General features: G+C 58.1%; 16 protein-coding genes, 1 tRNA gene and 1 pseudogene. 3 read left to right on the top strand and 15 right to left on the bottom strand.

Annotated features, from left to right (window positions below):
• Positions 1-59: 59 nt before the first annotated feature.
• Both hisB and GOB82_RS04385 read right to left on the bottom strand, forming a co-directional pair.
• Positions 60-656 (bottom strand): imidazoleglycerol-phosphate dehydratase HisB, encoded by a 597-nt coding sequence (hisB, locus tag GOB82_RS04380; protein WP_166120171.1) that lies wholly within the window; start codon positions 654-656, stop codon positions 60-62.
• 92 nt (positions 657-748) lie between these two features.
• Positions 749-2803 (bottom strand): NAD(+) synthase, encoded by a 2055-nt coding sequence (locus GOB82_RS04385; protein WP_166120175.1) that lies wholly within the window; start codon positions 2801-2803, stop codon positions 749-751.
• Between the two features lie 199 nt (positions 2804-3002).
• Between GOB82_RS04385 and GOB82_RS04390 the strand changes: the two genes are divergently transcribed.
• Positions 3003-3077 (top strand) — tRNA-Gly (locus GOB82_RS04390).
• Positions 3078-3082: 5 nt separating this feature from the next.
• Here GOB82_RS04390 and GOB82_RS04395 read toward each other — a convergent pair.
• From GOB82_RS04395 to GOB82_RS04425, 7 genes and pseudogenes are all read right to left on the bottom strand, one after another.
• The gene (locus GOB82_RS04395; RefSeq protein WP_242007189.1) at positions 3083-4213 is read right to left on the bottom strand and encodes a tyrosine-type recombinase/integrase; all 1131 of its coding nucleotides are present in this window, start codon (positions 4211-4213) and stop codon (positions 3083-3085) included.
• A gap of 23 nt (positions 4214-4236) precedes the next feature.
• Positions 4237-4386: pseudogene (locus GOB82_RS13645) on the bottom strand (helix-turn-helix domain-containing protein); the annotation flags it as partial.
• A 5-nt stretch (positions 4387-4391) separates the two neighbouring features.
• A complete protein-coding gene (locus GOB82_RS04405; protein ID WP_166120183.1) occupies positions 4392-5516 on the bottom strand; it encodes a phage portal protein in 1125 nt (374 codons plus the stop codon).
• Entirely contained in the window at positions 5513-6049 is a 537-nt protein-coding gene (locus GOB82_RS04410; protein ID WP_166120186.1) for an HK97 family phage prohead protease, read from the bottom strand. Before GOB82_RS04410 ends, GOB82_RS04405 begins: the two co-directional genes overlap by 4 nt.
• The gene (locus tag GOB82_RS04415; RefSeq protein ID WP_166120188.1) at positions 6046-7341 is read right to left on the bottom strand and encodes a phage major capsid protein; all 1296 of its coding nucleotides are present in this window, start codon (positions 7339-7341) and stop codon (positions 6046-6048) included. The genes GOB82_RS04410 and GOB82_RS04415 overlap by 4 nt, the downstream gene beginning before the upstream one ends.
• A 2-nt stretch (positions 7342-7343) precedes the next feature.
• The gene (locus GOB82_RS04420; protein WP_166120191.1) at positions 7344-7904 is read right to left on the bottom strand and encodes a hypothetical protein; all 561 of its coding nucleotides are present in this window, start codon (positions 7902-7904) and stop codon (positions 7344-7346) included.
• A gap of 75 nt (positions 7905-7979) precedes the next feature.
• Positions 7980-8441 (bottom strand): hypothetical protein, encoded by a 462-nt coding sequence (locus tag GOB82_RS04425; protein ID WP_166120193.1) that lies wholly within the window; start codon positions 8439-8441, stop codon positions 7980-7982.
• A gap of 259 nt (positions 8442-8700) precedes the next feature.
• Here GOB82_RS04425 and GOB82_RS04430 point away from each other — a divergent pair, with 259 nt between their 5' ends.
• Positions 8701-8934, top strand: a complete 234-nt coding sequence (locus tag GOB82_RS04430; protein WP_166120196.1) for a hypothetical protein — start codon at positions 8701-8703, stop codon at positions 8932-8934.
• Here GOB82_RS04430 and GOB82_RS04435 read toward each other — a convergent pair.
• The 4 genes from GOB82_RS04435 to GOB82_RS04450 form a co-directional block, all read right to left on the bottom strand.
• Entirely contained in the window at positions 8931-10535 is a 1605-nt protein-coding gene (locus GOB82_RS04435) for a terminase TerL endonuclease subunit (protein WP_198911947.1), read from the bottom strand. The two genes, GOB82_RS04430 and GOB82_RS04435, sit on opposite strands and share 4 nt — an antisense overlap.
• A 106-nt stretch (positions 10536-10641) precedes the next feature.
• Positions 10642-10971, bottom strand: coding sequence for a phage head-tail connector protein (locus GOB82_RS04440; protein ID WP_166120202.1), 330 nt, complete (start codon positions 10969-10971; stop codon positions 10642-10644).
• Entirely contained in the window at positions 10968-11246 is a 279-nt protein-coding gene (locus GOB82_RS04445; protein ID WP_081939125.1) for an HNH endonuclease, read from the bottom strand. The genes GOB82_RS04440 and GOB82_RS04445 overlap by 4 nt, the downstream gene beginning before the upstream one ends.
• A gap of 265 nt (positions 11247-11511) precedes the next feature.
• Complete coding sequence (locus GOB82_RS04450; protein ID WP_198911948.1) at positions 11512-13536, bottom strand: VapE domain-containing protein; 2025 nt, start codon at positions 13534-13536, stop codon at positions 11512-11514.
• Between the two features lie 546 nt (positions 13537-14082).
• On the opposite strand from GOB82_RS04450, the gene GOB82_RS04455 reads away from it, so the two are divergent.
• Positions 14083-14898, top strand: a complete 816-nt coding sequence (locus tag GOB82_RS04455) for a hypothetical protein (protein ID WP_166120205.1) — start codon at positions 14083-14085, stop codon at positions 14896-14898.
• 22 nt (positions 14899-14920) lie between these two features.
• On the opposite strand, the gene GOB82_RS04460 is transcribed toward GOB82_RS04455, so the two are convergent.
• Together GOB82_RS04460 and GOB82_RS04465 are read right to left on the bottom strand one after the other, a co-directional pair.
• Positions 14921-15931, bottom strand: a complete 1011-nt coding sequence (locus tag GOB82_RS04460; protein ID WP_198911949.1) for a YncE family protein — start codon at positions 15929-15931, stop codon at positions 14921-14923.
• Between the two features lie 395 nt (positions 15932-16326).
• A complete protein-coding gene (locus tag GOB82_RS04465) occupies positions 16327-19548 on the bottom strand; it encodes a glycosyltransferase (protein ID WP_166120208.1) in 3222 nt (1073 codons plus the stop codon).
• Between the last annotated feature and the right edge of the window lie 121 nt (positions 19549-19669).

The raw sequence follows: 19669 nt of genomic DNA on the forward strand, positions 1-19669 counted from the left end.
ACCGGTTTTCGCGGCTCCTGAGCAGAATGAGGTTCAGGGAAGAATGCTGAGCCGAAGACTTATAGCACACCCTTGGTGGAGGGAATGCTGCCCTGCGCCCGTGGGTCTGGCTCAACGGCCATACGGAGGGCGCGGGCCAGAGCCTTGAACGCCGCTTCGGCAATATGATGGCAGTTTTTACCTGCTTTTTGTGTCAGATGCAGGGTGAGCATGCCTGACATGGCGAAGGCGCGGAAAAACTCTTCCACCAGTTCCGTATCCAGCTCGCCAATGCGGTCCCGGTCGAAGCGGGCATCCCATGCCAGAAAGGGGCGGCCTGAAAGGTCCACCACGGCTTCACACAGGGCTTCATCCAGCGGAACCAGCGCATGGCCGAAACGGCGGACGCCGCGCTTGTCTCCCAGCGCCTGCCGCAGGGCCTGCCCCAGTGCGATGCCGGTATCTTCCACCGAATGGTGGCCATCAATATGCAGGTCACCTTTGACGATAATGGTCAGGTCCAGCAGGCCGTGTTTGGCCAGTGCTGTCAGCATATGGTCAAAAAAACCGATGCCCGTATCAATGTTGGCCTGTCCTGATCCATCCAGATCAAGAGTGACGGCAATATCGGTTTCGCTGGTAACGCGATGAAGGGTGGCTTGGCGTGCTGTGCTCATGATGAGACGCTTTATAAAGGAAGACGCGCCCGGATACCATCGGGCAGGTATCGGGCAGGTATCGGGCGGGCAGGCATCGGGGGCTGTGCGGATTATTTGCCGGGAGGAACATTGGCTTCCAGCTCTTTCAGCCACAGGGTGGCGCTTCCGTCAGAGGGGGCGCGCCAGTCCCCGCGCGGAGAAAGGCTGCCGCCAGCCATCACTTTCGGGCCATTGGGCATGGCGGACCGCTTGAACTGGCTTGTGCCGAAAAAGCGCCGCACGAATATCTGCAGCCAGTGGCGGATGGTGGCCAGATCGTACGCCTTGCGGTCCTGCTCCAGAAAGCCGGGGGGCCAGCTTCCGGCCTTGGCATCGCGCCAGGCATGTTCCGCCATGAACGCGATGCGTGAGGGCGTGAAGCCGTAGCGCAGCACATAAAAGAGTGTGAAATCATGCAAGGCATACGGGCCGATGATTTCTTCCGTGCTCTGCGGCCCGTGTTCCCCCGGCGGCACCAGTTCCGGCGAAATTTCCGTTGCCAGAATGGTTGAGAGCAGGGGGGTGACATCCGGCGAGAAATGGCCGGAGGCAATGGCCCAGCGGATCATGTGCTGGATCAGTGTTTTGGGCAGACCGGCATTCACATTGTAATGTGCCATCTGGTCTCCCACACCGTAGGTGCACCAGCCCAGAGCTAGTTCAGACAGATCTCCCGTGCCGATCACCAGCCCCTGATGCTGGTTGGCCAGACGGAACAGGAAGTCTGTCCGCAGGCCGGCCTGAACGTTTTCGTATGTGATGTCATGCACCGGCTCACCCTGTGCGGACGGGTGTTTGATCTCGCGCAGCATGAGGGTGGCGGCAGGGCGAATATCCAGAACCTCATTCCCCGTGCCAAGGGCGGCCATCAGGGCCTGTGCGCTGGCCAGGGTTTTTTCCGTCGTGCCAAAGCCGGGCATGGTGTAGCCCAGCACGGCGCTGCGGGGCCAGCCCAGTTCATCCGCGGCGCGCACAGCCACCAGCAGGGCCTGTGTGGAATCCAGTCCCCCGGAAATGCCCAGCACCATGCGCAGGGCGCCACTGGCGCGGAGCCGCTGCTTGAGCGCGGAAACCTGAATGGTAAAGGCTTCAAAGCAGTCCTGCGCCAGCCGCTCCGGGGCACTCGGCACAAAGGGAAAGCGGGAGAGCGGGCGGCGCAGGCCCAGATTTTCCATGGGCGGGCTGAGTGTGCAGCGGATGCGGCGCCATGCCGGGGCCTGTGCCTGCATGGCTTTGGCCGTGGCGGCGAATGTGCCCATGCGCAGGCGCTCCTGCCGGAGCAGGGTCAGGTCAATATCCGCCAGAACATGCTGCGCGCCGGAGGGAAAGCGCTCGCTCTGGGCCAGAAGTTCTCCATTTTCAAAAATGGAGATCTGCCCGTCCCATGCCACATCATTGGTCGATTCGCCTTCTCCGGCGGCGGCATAAAGGTACGCAGCCACACAGCGGGCAGACTGCGCCCGGCAGAGCAGGGAACGGGTTTCCGCTTTTCCGACCGTGATGTCACTTGCGGAGAGATTGGCCAGAACGGTCGCACCTGCCAGAGCGGCCAGTGTGCTCGGGGGCACCGGCACCCACAGATCTTCACAGATTTCAAGGCCGAGGCAGAACCCCGGGAGATCAACAGCCTCAAACAGCAGATCTGTTCCGAACGGGATATCCGCCCCGTTCAGCCGCAGGGTCTGGCCCTGTATGCCAACACCGGGGGTGAAGTGCCGGGCTTCATAGAATTCACGGTAATTGGGCAGGAAGCTTTTGGGGACAATGCCCAGGATCGCGCCGCGATGGATCACCAGAGCGCAGTTATAAAGAGCGTTGTCATGCCGCAGGGGGGCGCCCACCACCAGAACAGGCAGCAATTCGGTGGAGGCCGCTACCAGTTCTGCAATGCTGTGCTCAACGCCCTCCAGCAGGGCTTCCTGCTGGCGGAGGTCATCAATCGCGTAACCGGAAAGCCCCAGTTCGGGAAACACGCAGAGCACAGCTCCGTCCTGCCCGCAGGTCCGGGCGGCTTCCAGCGTGCGCTGTGCATTGGTGGCCGGGTCTGCCAGAGCCACGGGCACGGTGCAGGCGGCAACACGGGCAAACCCCTGATGATACAGCGCGTGAAATGCGGAAGCCGACAACGCGTTCCATCCTTGTTCCGATGGGAAAGACTGAAGGCGGCATGATTGCAGAGAAGTTGACCTGCGCCAACTCAGGGCTTTGTGTGGCCCTCTGCCCGGCTGCGGAGCGGGGGTGGGAGGCCATTCAAAATAAACGAAAAAAATACAAAAAACCCTCTTGCGCGTTTTTGCGAACCCCCTTAGAAGGAGGCCATCCAATGCGGGCGTAGCTCAGGGGTAGAGCACAACCTTGCCAAGGTTGGGGTCGTGGGTTCGAATCCCATCGCCCGCTCCAAGGTTTTAGCGGTTTTTCACCAACCGCTCATCTTGGACTGGAACGCAAATAGCACGCACAATTAAGTTTTCGCGGATCGAACGGGTTGCCGCCCGGTCGATTTCGCATGCGATATCGTCAATGGCCTGACGGGCCTGACTTAGATAATCCGGTGCATATTTCGCATATCTCCCTGTTGTTCTGATGTTGGGCATCACATGGCCCAAAAGGCCTGCGATTTCCAGTTCTGCTACACCACGGCTACGCAGTTCGGTAGCGATGGTATGCCGAATGGTTGTTGGCACAATGTCGTCACTCAGCCGTGCAGCTTTCCGGGCGTTACGCCAGCATGCGTTGATCTTCTGTAGCGGTTCGCCTCTGTAGGTGACGATATGGCCGGCTGGAATGGACTGTATCAACGGCCTGAGAAATTCAGGCATGGCTACAACAGGCCGCCGCTTTTTGGTCTGCTGGCGACCAGGTGGATTGAGGTCAATCAGCTTGCGGTTGAGGTCGCACTGCGGCCGGGTCAGTTCCAGCAGGGCTTCAGGCCGTGATGCGGTTCCGATCAGTAAAGCAAGGAAGGCTCGGAGATGATCGCTTTCGGCTGCATCCCATAGGCTGGCCATTTCCCTGATTGTCATGACTCTTTCGCGTGGCTGTCCGTCCTGGACGCTCAGGAAAGGGATGGGGGATTTTATAAGCCCGTTCTTCCAAGCCCAGTTCACAGCAGCCTTGGCTGCGCCCAGAACGCGCTTTGTCGTTCCGCTCTGGTAGCCATCAGCCTTCATCACGCGCACAAACTGTTGCTGCTTTTCCAACGTGAATTCCGCCACGCTGAACTCAGGAATGCGTTCGAGTAGAAGTTCCAGATTTCTGCGCTGCGTTCCTGAACCAACAATATCGCGTCCATGCTTCTCAAAATAGCGCATGCACACTGTTGCGAGAGGAACATCACGGGGTTCTTCCTGGCGTAATGTGACGTTCAGTGTGACCCATTCCGCAAGCCTGATCTTGGCCTCTTCAAGGCTTTCAGTGCCAAGTGATGCGCGGCGCGTCTGTCTAGCGTCCTTATCGAACCAGGTGCGGCACCATACTGGGCTGTTGTCACGTTTGCTAAGCCAGTATCCTCCGATTTCGTATCGTTCTGCCTGCATGGTTTGCGTTCCTGTGCGCTCAAATATTCTGCTATATGTTCGGCGGTAAAGCGGGGTCTGCCTCCGACTATGACAAAGCCTATCAGGCGTCTTCGTCGTAGGCGTCTGATGGTATCAACAGACACTCTCAACTCGCGGGCCAGTTCTCGGTCCGTGAGTAATTGCGGCACCATACTGGTCACGCTGCATCCTCCTGCATGGGATTATATCCTTCCTGTTCGCGAATTTCGTTCACGGTCAGGATTTTGTTCTGTATGGCGACACCGTAGGACTGCCACCGGGTAGCGTAGTCGCCACGCATGAGGCTGCTCATATCAATGACCAGCTCATACGGATTGGACGCACCGAACACGGACCGCTTGAATTCGGCCTCGATCTTGCGCACCCACGGCACCAACGTGTTCTGGGCAAACCAGAGGCTGGCCTGCGCCGCGTTGGTGAAGGTGTTGTTGCTGTAATCCTGCACAATCGGCGGTGGCACGCCGTAGATGCGGCACAGCTCCTGCACGCTGAACTTGCGGCTTTCCAGTGCTTCCGCATCTTCCGGGCTGATGCCTACCGCCTGCCATTTCAGGCCGTTGGGCAGGACAATTACGCGGCGAGCATTATTGGTGCCACCTGCCCGTTCCTGTAACTGCTGCTTCAGGTCCTTGGCCTGATCGTTGCTGAGTGCGCCGGTCTCACTTGAGACGATACCAGACGGCACCACCTGATTCTGCCACATGTTCAGGGAGTAATCCTGAAGGGCTGCGGCACCCGTGAAGACATCCCGCGCACGACTGAGCCGACTGCGGCCGACAAGGCCATCATCGGAACGGTCGCACAGATGGAATACTTCATCATCCAGCAATGTGCGGGTGACGCCCTGCCACGCCATGACGGTGTAACGCAGGCGACCAGACTTCAGCCGGTCCACCTGGACACACTGCCACGGAATGGGTGTCAGGGCGGTTGGACGGCCTGCGCCGTCATACTCCACCACCATCACGGCGTTGCCGGTCAGCAGGACGCTTGCCAGCGCCCATTCCATCAGATCAGGCCATGTCTGGGTGCGGTTGGGCTGTCTGATCAGCCGCGAAACAGGATGGTTCGGCGCTTCCGTTCTGGTATTACCCGCTGTGTTGTAAACGTAGGCATCCAGTGACGCTATGCCGCTGGAAATGGCGTTCACACACGCCAGCACGGTCGCCAGATTTTCAGGATTACCCGGACCACGCGGAAACCATAGATCTGGCAGAACGGGTTCTGCGGAGACAGCCGCCCGTTTTTCAGGGCGGCCAAAGAGACGGTCAAGGAAACTCATCTGATCGTCTCCAAGAAGCGGCGGCGCTGCGCCGGTGTCATGATGGTGCTGCGGCTCCGGGCGGAAATTGTTGTATCCGCATAGGCTGGAAACGCCTGCACCACGCTGATTTCCACCAGATCGACCGCACGCAGTTCACGCTGGTCTGATGCGGGCCATGCCTCATCCTTGACGCGGAACCCGAAAGACATACCGCCAAGGTCACGGCGTTCCGCAAGGGCAAGAACATCGCGGCCAAGCTGTGTGTCTGGTATCGCCAGTTCAAAATGAAGGCCGCGTGTATCTTCCGCCAGCTTGAGTGTGCCCGATGCCGTGCGGGCCAACAGTCTGGTTGGGTCATGATCGACCAGGGCGAGAATGTCCGGGTTTGCCGTGAGCGTGCTGGCAAACGCGCCGGAGCGGATGGTTTCGGAAAAGCTGCCGATGCGGGCAGATGCCCCAAACACAGCGGCATAGCCTTCAAGTTTGCGACCGGCGGCGCGGAATTCCACGCCACACGAACGCCTTTCCACGCTGCCAGTCGCGCCGGTCATGCCGTGATACCTGTCAGGGTCAGCAGGGTCTGAGGCCGCACGACAAGCACGTCAGCCCGCATCCACGCCACGAAGCCGATCTGTCCGTTTTCGGCGTACAGTTCGTTCAAGACGCTGATCTGAAGGCTGGTCCGCATACCAACATAGACCTGGCTGAAATCGCCCATGACGATGGTGCTGGCGTTCTTGTCCGTGCCCTGGTCAACAGGAACTGACGTGGTGGTCAGGCGCGGAATGGAGGAGACGTCAGCCGGGGCGGAAAGCGGGTTGCCGTTGGAATCCTTGAAACCGCGAATTGCCCGGTTGGTGCGCGGCGCCATGATCATGGCCGTCACCTTGCCCGCGTTCGCGTTTTCCAGATCAAGCACGCCATCAAGAACCGGGTCCCAGTTGGTCAGCTTGCCGGCCAGTGCGGTTTTCTGGATGCCGGGTGTGTTGACGATGCCAAGCGGACTGTTCGCAGAGCCATCACCGAACAAAACGGCCTGATCCAGCGCCAATGCACCCGAAGCGGCAAAAGCGGCGCGGATGATGCTATCCACGTTCTGCCCGTCTTCCAGCAGTTCCCGGCTGATCTTGCAACGAAGCGCCCATGACTTGGCGGTCATCTTCACCTGGTCAAACGTGCTTTCGTCTTCGACAATGGCGGCATTTTCGGCACGCCATGCACCAACTGGCGTTTTGGTCAGACGGCCAAAAGTCAGGGACTGGCTGGACATGGGCACCGTGCGGCACCCTGCACGGAAAGAGACGGTGGCGGCGCGCAGTTCATCAAGGATGCCTGCGGCAACAGGAACCGGCACCAACGCACCACCCGAACCGATGCTGCTTTCGGACATGACGCGGCGTTCAAGTTCCGTCTGCGGACCGCGATACAGCGCACGCAGGAAGCCGCCAAGTCCCAGTTCCTGAGCACGGTTTTCACTGGCAGGCAGGAAAGAAGCCAGAGAGTGACGGGCTTCCAGAACCGGAACCATCTGCCCTTCCTGAGTGCGCAGCATCAGGCCGTCAAAACTCTCCGGTATCTGTGCCGGTGCAGGAAAACCTGCAACGCGGATTTCCGGTTGTGCGGGTGCGCCACCGCCCACGCGATTGGCTGGGGCTGTGCGGTCCAGATCGTCAATCTGTGCCTGACGTGCCATGCGGTTTTCCAGCGTGTTCAGTTCGGTGGACAGTTCAGTCCACCGTGTTTCTGCCTCAGCCGGAAGCGCACCATCCGGGTGTGCTGTGTTCAAGGCGCGCATTTCGGTTGCGATTTCCGTTTTGCGGGCCTGCATTTCTCGTAGTGTCATGATTATTCAGCATCCTTTACTACGTCATATGCGTAGCTAGTTTCATCAGTAGTGCTTTTGCGCGAAACGGGAGCAATAACCCCTTCTTCGATAAGCTGCTGAAATACCATCCGAATATCCTCAAGGTGCCCTGAGACAGCTATAGAAATGGATGAACGAGCTAATTCATGATCGGGTATTGGCTTTTGTCCTTTGTAATCTACAAGATTACCGTTTTTATCTTCAAAAATACCAATCCCTGAAGGATATGAAAAATTGTGAGGAAACCGGACTTCTACAAGTTTGAATCCAGCAGGCACATCAGAACTGGCCCACATTCTCACGTTACAGGCCATTCTACCGGCCCAGTTATGGTTAAAGCCCACGTCACAGAGATGAAAGAATACTCGAAGACCAAGGATATCGAGTTCCTGGAAAATCCGACGGCTACCCGGCACAGTGGTGGGTGCGCAGTTATAGAGTTTTTTGGAAATCGCCTCGTTAATCGCAAGTTGCGTTGTTCTATTGATGGCTGCGGCCACTTTTGCTGGGACAGGCGGGATTGGTGGAAGTTTTTTAGACATTATGGAACACCTAGAAAGCTATAGTGATAAACCATAGCTTTCTCTCACAAACCAATGGAGTTTGTCCATAGCTTTTTAAGCCAATGCCGCGGATAGGCGGTGCAGGTCCGAAATAATTGATATTGCCAACTGCACCTCATCCGAAGTTTCTTCCATTACAAAAGCATCGCAATATTCAGGAAATTCTATGTTGGCTACTTCCGTTTTTGCTTTTAGGTCATGTAGGTTTTTTGCGGGAGTATGCGCCAGAAAGGCGATTGCAGCCCACATTGCTTCACATGCAGCAAGGCTCCGCTCGTTGTTGTCCTGATGGTGAGGGTGGCCTGGTGTTGCAGCGGGTTCGTCGCCAATGCGTTCTACATCGGCACGAGCAGAGAAATACTCGTCCCGGGCTTTGATAATCGGGCTTTTCCCTTCCGGCTTCGCGGTAGGCGCGGCGGTCAGGGTTTCGGGTTTGGCAAAACCGGCGGCGGCGATGCCTGCCAGCGCGGTGGCTCCTATGGCAGGGAAAATGTCACGGCGGGACAATGAGCGCATGTGTGCGGCTCCTCTAGCAAGATTGCCGGAAGCATACACTGTTCAAGGCGCATACTCCGGGGGTTGAACACCTGGCTAGAGACAGGCCGATAAGGCTTTGGAGGTTGCCCTCTTGGACATACCCTCATCGCCCCCGGAGCGAATTCTATTATGCGGATTTCTGCTCTCGTGCAGGGCCGCCCTAGCCTATATATGGAGTGTTCAAGCTCCGTTGCTATGACTGCCAATTTTAAATGTTAGTGTCAAGAAGGAATATTAAATGGTTAAAAAAGAAGAAGCGGAAAGAGCTTTCCAGAAAATGTTTGGGGATTGGGCTGCTGAATCTGGCATTCAGCAGCCCTACGGTAGCAATCTTATCAGCTACTATGACTTTAAGGCATGGGTCGATAGAAAGGGATACAGCCACTATTTCGAATTCAGAAGCACTGGTGGAGCTGATGCCTGTGTAGAGCGATGGTTTGACGCTTACTTTAAGCAGATATGGATGAACTAAAAATCCAGAACCGTGACCATCATGGCCTTGAGTGCTGGTGCCTGGGCAGCAGTGCCGACTGCAATCACGGCGGCGACCAGTGGGTCTATGCGGCCACGGGCGCGTTGTTTGGACAGTTTTCTGTTGCCCGCCGGGTCCACGTCCAAGGCAGCATTGGAGACAGCCCAGCGCAACAGTGGGTTGCCGCCGTGCCTGATGGTCGCCTGTAGGACGGAACCCTCAAAGGCCGTAATGGCAGGACTCTGGTCCTTGAAGCCCATGCCAATCGGCTTCATGGGCAGGGCGATGCCCTCGCGGTCACATACAGCCAGAAAATCCGTCAGGCACCAGCGGTCAGACGCGATGGACACAACGTCCAGTCCTTCGATCGCCTGGGCAATCCAAACGGCCAGCCATGCCCGGTCAATCGCTCGCCCTGGTATCAATTCGATTAACCCAGCCGAAACCCACTCGGCATACGGTGCGCGATCCTCCGCTTGCTTCGCCTGGATAAGTTCACTGGGCAGGAACGCCGTGACCTTCAGCTTTCCCGTCTCGGGCCAGTAGAAAGAGAAGGCCGTCAGATCACCCGCGCCGGATGCCAGATCAAGGCCACAGTAACACGGGCCTGATGCCTCAGCATTGCCTGCACAGGCGTCCCAGTCATCAGGGCGCAGGAAGCGCACGTCAGCCGCCACGGGCTGGTTGAGCGTGTAGGAGCGGAAGGCGGCTTCCTGACTGGGCACGCGCATGGCCTGCATTGCCTGAGAGCGGATATCTTCAAGGCTGCGGAATGTTCCCAGGGCCGGGTTTGCCATACGCCACGTTTCCTCCGACCATGGGTCTGCATCCATCGGTGCGGACCAGACGAAGGACTTGAAGGTGCGGTCAGGGAACGTGCCGTCCGCCACGCTGGCACCGTAGCGCAGCAGCTCTTCGAGCGGGTTGTCAGCATCGGGTGAGCGGGTGGAAATGCCCAGCAGCAGGCTTTCCCGGTGTGCGCCGCCACCCGTTTTCAGGGCGTCGAACAGATCCCGGTCACGCCACTGGGCAACCTCGTCTGCAATGGCGAATGTGGGTGACAGGCCGTGCGCCTTTCGGGCATCGGCGGACAGCGCCTTGTAGATTGAGCCTGTCACGGCATCTTCCACAGTTTTGTTGAAGGCACGAACCACCAGCCGCGCAGCAAGGTGAGGCTGTTCCAGGGCGAAGGCGACCATCTCATCAAACACGATAGACGCCTGCCCCCGGTCTGCTGCGGCGCTCAGCACCTGTCCACGCCTTACGGCTTCCGGCCCGCACAGATGGGCAAGCGCCAAGGCTGAGGCTAAACCTGTTTTGCCATTCTTGCGGCCCATACTGATCACGCCTGTGCGGACGAAGCGCAGGCCGTCCTCGTCGGTCTCATACAAGGCGCGGATGATATCTTTCTGCCAGCCATCCAGCCGCATGGGCTGGCCTGCCAGCGCCCCGCTGGTCACGGTGAGGCGTTCTATCCAGCAGATCAGGCGTTCCGCCCGTGTCTCGCCAGTTAAGGGCTGCTCTGCGGCAAACCCTGCTGGCGTGGTGCCGGGTGCATCGCCAAAGAGCGGCAATGGTGCCGGGGTCTTTGGCGATGACACTGGCTTTGCACCGGGTCCACGAAGGCCCATTTTTCAAAACCTCAATCTGAAACTAACTATTTTTGTGACCCCCGAACGGTCGCACCCCCGTAGCTCTGAGAGATTTTCAGGCCACATAATAGACGCGCCAAGGATCAAGGCCGGTCAGTTGATCGGTCCATCTGGTCAGGCCAAAGCTGGTTGATCCTACGCCTTCGCACGTGTCTTCCGTGATGGAGCGGTCACGGCCAGCCTGATGGTAGATGGCGGCGGCAATGTCCAGCACGGTGCGGGTGACTGTCTGCGGAACGGGTGACAGGGTGGTCAGGTCCTGCTGGCAATAGTCGGAGGCAATGCCCCATGCCTGGGTGAGAATGTCATTCAGTCGGTCATCCCTGCTATCGTCTGGCAGGTCCAGTTCGGTGCGCAGGGTGCTGATCAGGTTTGTGTTGGTCATTTTGAATTCCACCAGTGTGTTGGGTCATTGGGTTTGCCAGAAGCATCACAGCCCTTGAGCCATGGTTCATTGCCTTGGCGGCGCATGTTGTGGTGCTGGATGCACAGGCCGCGCAGGTTGGACAGGCTGTCCGCACCGCCTTTGCTTCTGGGTGTGATGTGATCGGCCACAACGGACCGCCGGGTGCATCCGGCAACCGTGCAGACTGGATCACGCTTGAGGCAGGCAGCGCGTAGTCTGCGCCATGCCTGGGTGCGGTAAAACGGTTCGCTCATGACCGCGCCTTCCGTGCCATGCGCCGTAAAGCCGCGACGATCTCAGACTTGTCCTGGTGAAACTTCTCTGGATCACGCCGGTCTATGGTCAGCCGCTGTACGGCATTGGCGAGGTCATCAAGCGGGGTTTGGTGACACGGTGACGCATGGTGACGCACTTTCTTATATAATGGTTTTCCGTGTGTGTGCGGGTGCGTGCGCGTATGGGGGTTATATAGGAGAAATGCGTCACCATGCGTCACCGCGTCACCACTTGGTTTCGTGCTCATGACTGTTTCTCCCAATATCTGACTCCACCGTGACCTCTGTTCCCTCGTCTCCAACCAAGCCGCTCCATGATCTTGGCAATCCGTCTTTGCTCAGCTACTCCGATCTTCTTGTTTTCAAAGGCCAAAGCGTCATAAGCCACGGCTTGGATTGTGACTTTCGGGCGAAGGTCTAGATACTTGGCAATCAGTCCTTCCCATTCATCGACTTCGAACCGCTCTTCCTGTTCGGGTCTGATGATGTGGCGTTCAAAGTCACCGTCCGGCCACCATTGTTCACCTTTGCGGAACGCATCCACGGCCTCAGCCAGAAGCTGGTCACGATCCTGCGCCAATAATTTCGTGTCTATCTTGCCGACCTTCACCGGCCAGTACCGGCGTCCGCCAGTCTCGTCGCTGAGATACACGGATTTATTGGTTGTTCCGATCAGGATGCACTGGCGTGGTTCGACCACTTCCATTCGGCCATAGGGCGGCCTGTAGCGTTCTGTTGTGCGGGTAAGAAAGGACTTGAGCAGTTCGTTCTCGGCCTTGCCCAATGCGGATAGTTCCGCAATTTCGATCACCCATTTGCCGCGTAGATGCACTGGCACATCCTTGCCGGTTTTCAGGTCTGGCAGACTGTCCGAATACCAGTCACCGCCAAGGATAGCGCAGGCAGTGGATTTTCTGGCTCCCTGCTGGCCTTCCAGCACAAGCATGTAATCCATCTTGCAGCCGGGCTTCATGATGCGGGCAATCAGGCCGATCAGGAACATGCGCCCGATGCCCTGGGTGTAATCCGTGAGATCGGCACCGATATAGTCAGTCAGCCACGTATCAAGGCGGGGTATGCCATCCCATTTCAGGCCGTTAAGGTGGGCACGAACTGGATGAAAGCGGCGCTCATAAGCAACCCGGCTGATGGCCTGAAAGGTCACATCCTTGGAAATCCGGCGCAGACCAGCAAGTTGCAACGCCTCTTGCACCACCGTCACATCTTCATCCGTTAGCGGTCGCGCCTTGAACGGCTCCGCCTGCGGACCGAGTTGCTTCATGAGGAACGGCATGCACTGCATTTCATCCAGTGCGAAGCTGCTGGAAAATTGTTCATCCGCCCGCAAGGCCAGCAGCACGTTCGCCACGTTGGGGATGGGCTGTCCACGGTCATCGACCTGACAGTCATCAAGCCATGCCGGTCTGAGGATGTGTTTCGGTTCCAAGGCTCCGGCATCATAGTCCGGCGCTGCCTGAACCACAGCTTCCAGATCGGCCACGGTCCTGCCTGCGGCCAGCCAGTCGAACACATCGCCCTTCTCCGGCAGATCAGGAAGGTTCACGACTCGGATGCGTGCTGCAACGCCCTGAATGGCCTTGGCGACCATCTTGGCATGTTTCTGCCCAGGCGAATCGTTGTCGGGCAGAATGACCGTATCCGCACCGCGCATGTATCTGGTGCAGTCTGGTTTCCACTTGCCTGCCCCGCCTGGGCTGCATGTCGCTGTCAGGCCAAGGCTGTGCAGCTTGTCCGCTGATTTCTCGCCTTCCACCACATAGATGGTCTGCTTCTGCTGTATGGCTTCAATCAGCCCCGGCAAACGATACGGGATGCGGGGCAAGCCTTTGGTTGACCAGGACCAGCCACCATCAGGCAGCGGCCTGCGCTGGCGAAAGTCTTTCGGGTCCATCCGACATATCTGGAACAGGAATTCACCATCTTCCGTATGGTAGTCGTAGCCTTGGACGATTCGCGGTTTGACGGCGGGTTTCTGTTCCGGGCGGTCTATATGGCCGTGTTCTTGCAGCCATTTGACCGCATCCGGCTTGGTCAGGCTGAGGTGACGCATGACCAGATCAATGGTCCCGCCGCCTTCACCAGCCTCGTTGTCATACCAGGTGCCCTTGGTCAGATCGACTGACAGGCTGCCCCGTGTCCCGAAGCGTAGTTCCGTCTTGCTTGACGCTGATGAATTCGGCTCGCCCAGAAGAGCAAGCGCCACGTCCTTCATGCACGCCTTGAACGCGCTGTTTATGGAGCCGCTCATGACGATACCTCGTTGTCATGGCGACTCGACTTTGGTAGAACGCTGATAGCACGCAACACCGTAGCGACTCCTTGGTGTTTCGTGCGTCTTTTGCATACCTTTGCTTTATTAAGTGATTGATTTCACTGTATAAAGCATCCCTTGCCAAGGTTGGGGTCGTGGGTTCGAATCCCATCGCCCGCTCCAGATTTTCCTTGAAAAATCTGGAGCTTAGAAGAATGAAAGTCTCATTCCTCTAGCCGCATTGCATATTTCCAAAGCAAATTGATAAAAAGTGCTGATAGGCCTTGTCGTTCTGACAAACCGAAAGTGCTTACAAAAATCTTCTGCGGCGAGACAGGCTTTTTTTAAGGTCTGCCCACTGGAGACAGGCGGTAGAAGCTCAGGCCCACGGCGCCTTTATTGACAGGCCTATTTCGCCGGTCGGTTTCCACTCGATCAACGCCAGAAGTGCTGCCAGAACATACCAACTATTTAATTCTGGGTGTCTCATTTCCATGGCATGGTCCTGCGCGTACAAGACATGAACGCGAAGAGGATATCTCTATGGTTGGCAGTGCATTCCCCGTCGGCAGAAAAGGCGGATGGGGTCCCCGTGTGGTGGCAGCCTTGCTTGCCTTGGCAACGGTCGCCGTACATGACGTGGCGCATGCCGCCGAAAGTGATGTAAAGCCCCAGTCTACTCAATCCCTGATCATTTCCTATCGCAGCACTCCTGCCGGACGACCGGCCCTGCTGCACACGCTGCGCACCCAGTTGGCACCACGCTTGCATGCGTTACAGGCCCAAGGGAGTCTGGCGCATTACCGCATCCTGTTCAGCCGCCTTGTTGATGCCAACACCTGGGATGCGTTGCTGATTCTTGATTTACGCAATGATGCACAACTCACCTCCTGGCGGGCGATCGATGCCAAAACCCCTGCCGGGTTGAGTGCAACGGACTTGGCGAATGTCACAGCCGTGGAAAGCACGCTCTCGGATCCGGTCGGCCATGGTGGCCCTGCCGATGACGGTCCGGACCCGGTCTACATGGTGGTTCCCTACGATTATTTCGTGCCGACGAAGGAATACACCGCCTATGTCCGGTCCTACGTCTTTCCGCAGACCGACGGGTGGATCGCGGCTGGCGCTCTCAATGCCTACCAGCTTTATACCGCCCGCTACAGTGCCGGCCGGAACTGGATGTCGATGCTGGTGCTGGCCTATCACGGTGATAATGGGCTGGACCAGCGTAACGATGTCGTCGCGGCTACCCGCAAGACCTTGAGTGTGAACCCCGTCTGGGCGGCAACGGCGAGTGGAAAAGGCCATATCCGCACAGAGAAAGCCGCCATGATCGCGGACCTGATCGCCGCTGGCTGAACACGATCATGGCGTGCGGCGTTTAGCTGGCGTTTACGACCAGAACGTGAAACGTGCCTGCAATCATGGTGCCGTGCGCTTGCCCGGGTGTGGGGGGCGTGAAGCGTGCGGCGGGCAGATACAGCGTGCCAGTCCGGGCGTCCAAGGCGCCGGTGCGTGCGCCCGTTTCGGTCGGAATGCGTTTCACGACCCCGGGTAAGCCGGGACCTGCCAGAGAAATCTGGTCCAGTTCCCCACTGGCGCCGCACGGGATATAGGCGCGCCGCCGCACGGCATCGAGGATGACGGCATCCGGTTTGCTACCGATGGTGACCAGACCTTCCAGCGTCTTCCGTCCAGCCGAGGCGATTGCGGCCGTGCCATTGGCGCAGGCCGCAATCAGCCGGTCTGAAGCCTCGTCATACGCCAGACCACTCGGCTTGGCGCACCCGCCCAGCGCGATGGCTGGCCCCGCCGCCATGGCGGTGGTGTTGACCGTTTCGATCTCGTTGGTGTCCTCGTTATTGACGTACAGCGTCCCATCATGGCCCAGCGCGGGGAATTCCAGCCCCGGCTTCAGCGTCACGGTGGTGGTCACTTTTCTGGATGCGAGGTCAATAACCGATACCGTACCGCCTTTGGCATTTATCACGAATGCCCGTCCGTGCCGTTCGTCGATGACGGCGCCATCCGGCTTGCGGCCGACGGCGATGCGGCCTGTTTCATGTCCGTCTGTCCTGTCGATGAAACGAACGGTATCGTCGTCACCGCTTGTCACCAGTAGATCTGTGCTCCCCTTCAAGGGCAGCACGGCATGGCCATGCTGGATATGCCCGATGCTGACAGCGGCTTTCCCGCTCTTCAGGTCGTAGTCCGTCACGGAGGTTGCCCGCGCGATGTACAGATGGCCTGTCCCTTGATCGAACGCCGCGTAGTCGTAATTGCCGTCCGGCCCCGGCAGGTCAGCCGCCCGGGCTGCCGGCATCGTGCAGGCGCATGCGGCGACCATGCCGACCACGAAGCCCCATCCGATCGATTTCAATCCATGCTTCATGTTATAGTCTCCAGATTTCCGAAGTCCTGTCTTACCGTCACGCGCCGCCCGGCGTGCCGGATCAGAAATGCCCGCGCACGCCGCCCCGCACAGTCTTGTAAGAGACCTCACGCTGGATGGATTGACTGTCGCTGGTTCTTTCGATGAACTTCCATGGCGTATTTCTTGACCGAGGCATAGAGCGCCACGCTTTGCGTGACGGAATAGAACGCCGCATGTCAATGCGCAGGCGGTCCGCTGTTCGGGGATCTGTGGCCTGTGAACCGCTGAGTGCGAACAGGTTGTGCAAGACAGAATTGACGCCAAAGCGGAGGCTGGGTCGTGTAAGCGGCCGTTTTTGTGTTTCAGGTCGCGTGATGCCCGGGCTGAGGGAGTCCGGGCACCGGGTTTACCGTTCAGGTGCGGTCTTTGGCTTCTTTCTGAACCAGTTTGATCCAGTCATGACGGTGTTCCACAAGCGCCACCACATGGCGCTTATGCGCGTCCTGTTCCGTGACGCTGCTTGTCATGGAGGTGCGGTGAACGCGGTATTCTGCAAGAATTTCAGGAACATGGGTGCCCTGTAAGCCAAGTTCAGCAAAAGAGCACCACAGGTCATAGTCTTCCCAGCCCATGGCGGAGCGGCTGACATAATAGCCTCCAGCCGCCGCCCAGGCCCATTTCGCAACGAGCGCCATGGCATCAATATAATTGCCCGCGACCAGACGCATGGGGTGGAAGGGTTTGTCGCCAAGCAGCTTGTGCTGTGTCGGGTCTCCAAACTGCTCCAGAATGGGGTAGGCGTAGGCCGTCATCTCGTTGGTGGCGGCCAGAAGGGAGGCGCAGGCTTCGGGTAACAGGCGGTTATCCGCGTCCAGCGGCAGGAAGAATGGTGTTTCCACATGGGCAACGCCACAGTTGCGCGCACCACCAAGCCCGGCATTCACGCTCGTTTTCAGTAGAACAAGGCGGTTGAAGCGTGCCGTATGGTGCGCCATCCAGCTTTTGATCAGGGCAACGGACTCGTCAGAAGAGCCATCATCCACCACAACCAGATCCAGTGTTTCCAGTGTCTGCGCCCTTACGGATTCCAGAGCTTCCAGAATAAAGGCGGCATAATTGTAAGAGGTGACAAGCACCGAGACAGCGGCCTCACCCAGGGCGTCATGATGGAACAGGACATCATGCGAAGGGATCTGCGGCAGCCCCTTGCCGCGATAGTCGCCCCGGGCAATCTGGATTTCAGCCGCCTGGGCAGCGGCCTGTTCTCCGCCCAGCCCCTCAAGAATGCTGTCAAACACCAGTGCCTGACGCTGCGGGCCGAAGAACCACAGGGAACTGTGATAGGCCGCGTCTGCCATGGTGTGGCGCAAAGCGGGATTATCAATCAGGGTGCGGAGGGCGCGGTCCCACTCTTCCGGGGTGTCGGCCAGAAACCCGCTGACACCGTCCACCACACACTGGCGGAATGGCGTGGTGGGGGAAACAATTGCGGGCACACCGGCCAGAGCGGCTTCAAAAAATTTCAGCTCGCTTTTTGCGTCACAGAACAGTGTTCCGGCTTCCAGCGGGGCAATGGCAATATCAAAGCGCGCCGTTTCTTCCGGAAGATCGGGCAGGGGCACCATATCCCGCCATTCGATCTGGCCTTCAACGCTCGCAAGTTCCGGAAATTCGTTCATCAGCAAGACCGGGCGATGATTGCCCGGTTCACGGAAAAGCACAAGCCGGACCTCGGGCCGCCCCCGCATCAGGGAGGCAAGAACTCCCGCAACACGGGCAAAATCACGCTGATGCGTGCGGGAACCCGTGGCATATCCTATGCGCACAAGGCCATCCGGCCCGATCTGCTGCTTTTTGCGCATTGCCATCCGGCTGCGGCGCAGGGTTTCGGGGTCAAAGGTATTGGGAACCGTATAGGTGAGCGGTTTATTGATCCGCATCAGCCCTGCAAGCGTGTCAGTCGGGGCAAAGCACAGATCAGAGCGCATCAAGGTGCGGCGCATTTCTGTAAAGACAGCTTCAATACGCTGCTCTGTTGCGCCAATACTCCGAATTCCGTCAATAATATCAAATCGCGCCATGTGCGGCAGGAACGTGATGTCATCCGTATCGAAAATGATATCAGCACCGTTTTCACGCGCCAGTTGCAGCAGGATATCCACATGGCCGCTGAATTCCACGCGCCACAGGATAACAGTATCCGCCCAGCCCAGATCCTCCGGGTTTACCTCGGCGCAGGGTTTCCAGCGTGCCTCATGGCCTGCCCGCACGCAGGCGGCCGCGTTACGGATGCAGCGATACTGAACGCCGGGAGATTCCGGCTCTCCCGCGACAAACAACACTTTTCTGCGTGGGGAGCGGGGTGTGACGGGTGCGGAAGGAGAGACCGCGCCCCGTGATGCATCGCCCCCCGGAGGCCGTTCCGGGAAAATAACATTCTGGTCGGCCGGCGGGGGGGCGGGGAGTGCCACCGGCTCTGGCGGGACAGGCGGGAGAAAGGTGGAGTCGGGCGCCGGCAGTTCAGCCTGCACAGGCGGTGTTGGCAGTTCCGGCACAAAAGGCGCCATGGACCCCCGAACCATCATGCGGGCGAGTGAGCGCAACAATCCGGCGGGGGTTGAGAGAAAATCACGCAGTGCGTTCAGCCCCTCTGCCCGTGTCAAAACATCCTGAGAGAAAGCTGCCCAGAGGCTGGCATTTTTATGAAAACGGGAGAGGGACTCGGAGAGGGTTGTATTGGTGGCCTGCACTGTGGTGGCAAAATTCTGCCACGAGAGAGCTTGGCTCAGCAGGGCGGCGTTGTCCTTCTCAAGCCGGGCGATGTTGCGCCGGGCGGATGCTGAACTGGCGTGAGCGGTTTCCTGGGTTTTCCGCAGTGTGCTTTTCAGCTCTGCGAGTTCGGTTTTTAGTAAAGCCTGACTGTGTTTGTATTCAATTAACGAAATACGGTCCAGGCGGAGCTTTTCCTGAAGCGCCTGGGTCTGTTTGTGGAGTGTGGCAAGTGCGGCCTTGTTTTCCCAGAATTCTCCAGACTGGCTGAAGCGGTTTCGGAACAGGGTCTTTTCCAGACGGGCCTCTTCTGAGAGGGCGGCATCTTTTGTTAGAATAAGATTGACGTCATCGATGTGCAGAGGGACTCGCGCCAGAACGCCCAGACCGTCCGCGTGAAAAAATCTGAATGAAGGCCAGTCCTTTTCAAATTCTCCCCAGATCGGGGCAGCTGCCGGGAGAGAGGTTCCTTCAAGCAGCACCAGACTGCCTTCAGGCAGAGAGGCCATCTCGGCTTTCAGGCGGTCTGGCATCTGCCATAAAGGATTGCCGTAATAATAAAGAGTGCAGCCTGCCTCTGAATGGCGCTGAAAAGAGGGTACCTCAAGAATCCGGGTTGGCAGAATCCGGGAGTGAACCGCGGTATTCACCGTGTCCCGCACAGAACGACTCGCCTGGATAAGCACGAGTGTTTCAGGCGCCATCCGGGAGAGCAACCAGACGATAAAAGGCAGATGGCCGCAGCCTGCGGTATCGTCATCAGCCAGCATAACCGGGGTAAAAAACGGGTCAGACTCAGTCCCGCAGAGTGCCGCGAGGGGAATGATGGGCTTGCGAGACGCTGAGACTGGTGAAGATGCTGGCATGAGGAGAAAAATAGTCCTGATTTCAAAGAGAAACCCCATTGTGCCGGGAACTGGGTATTTGGCAACGTGAAAGCGGAATTTCTCTATATTTATTACTAATTCATGGGCGTAGAGGCTAAAG

The organism is Acetobacter farinalis, assembly GCF_011516935.1.
GTDB lineage: Bacteria > Pseudomonadota > Alphaproteobacteria > Acetobacterales > Acetobacteraceae > Acetobacter > Acetobacter farinalis.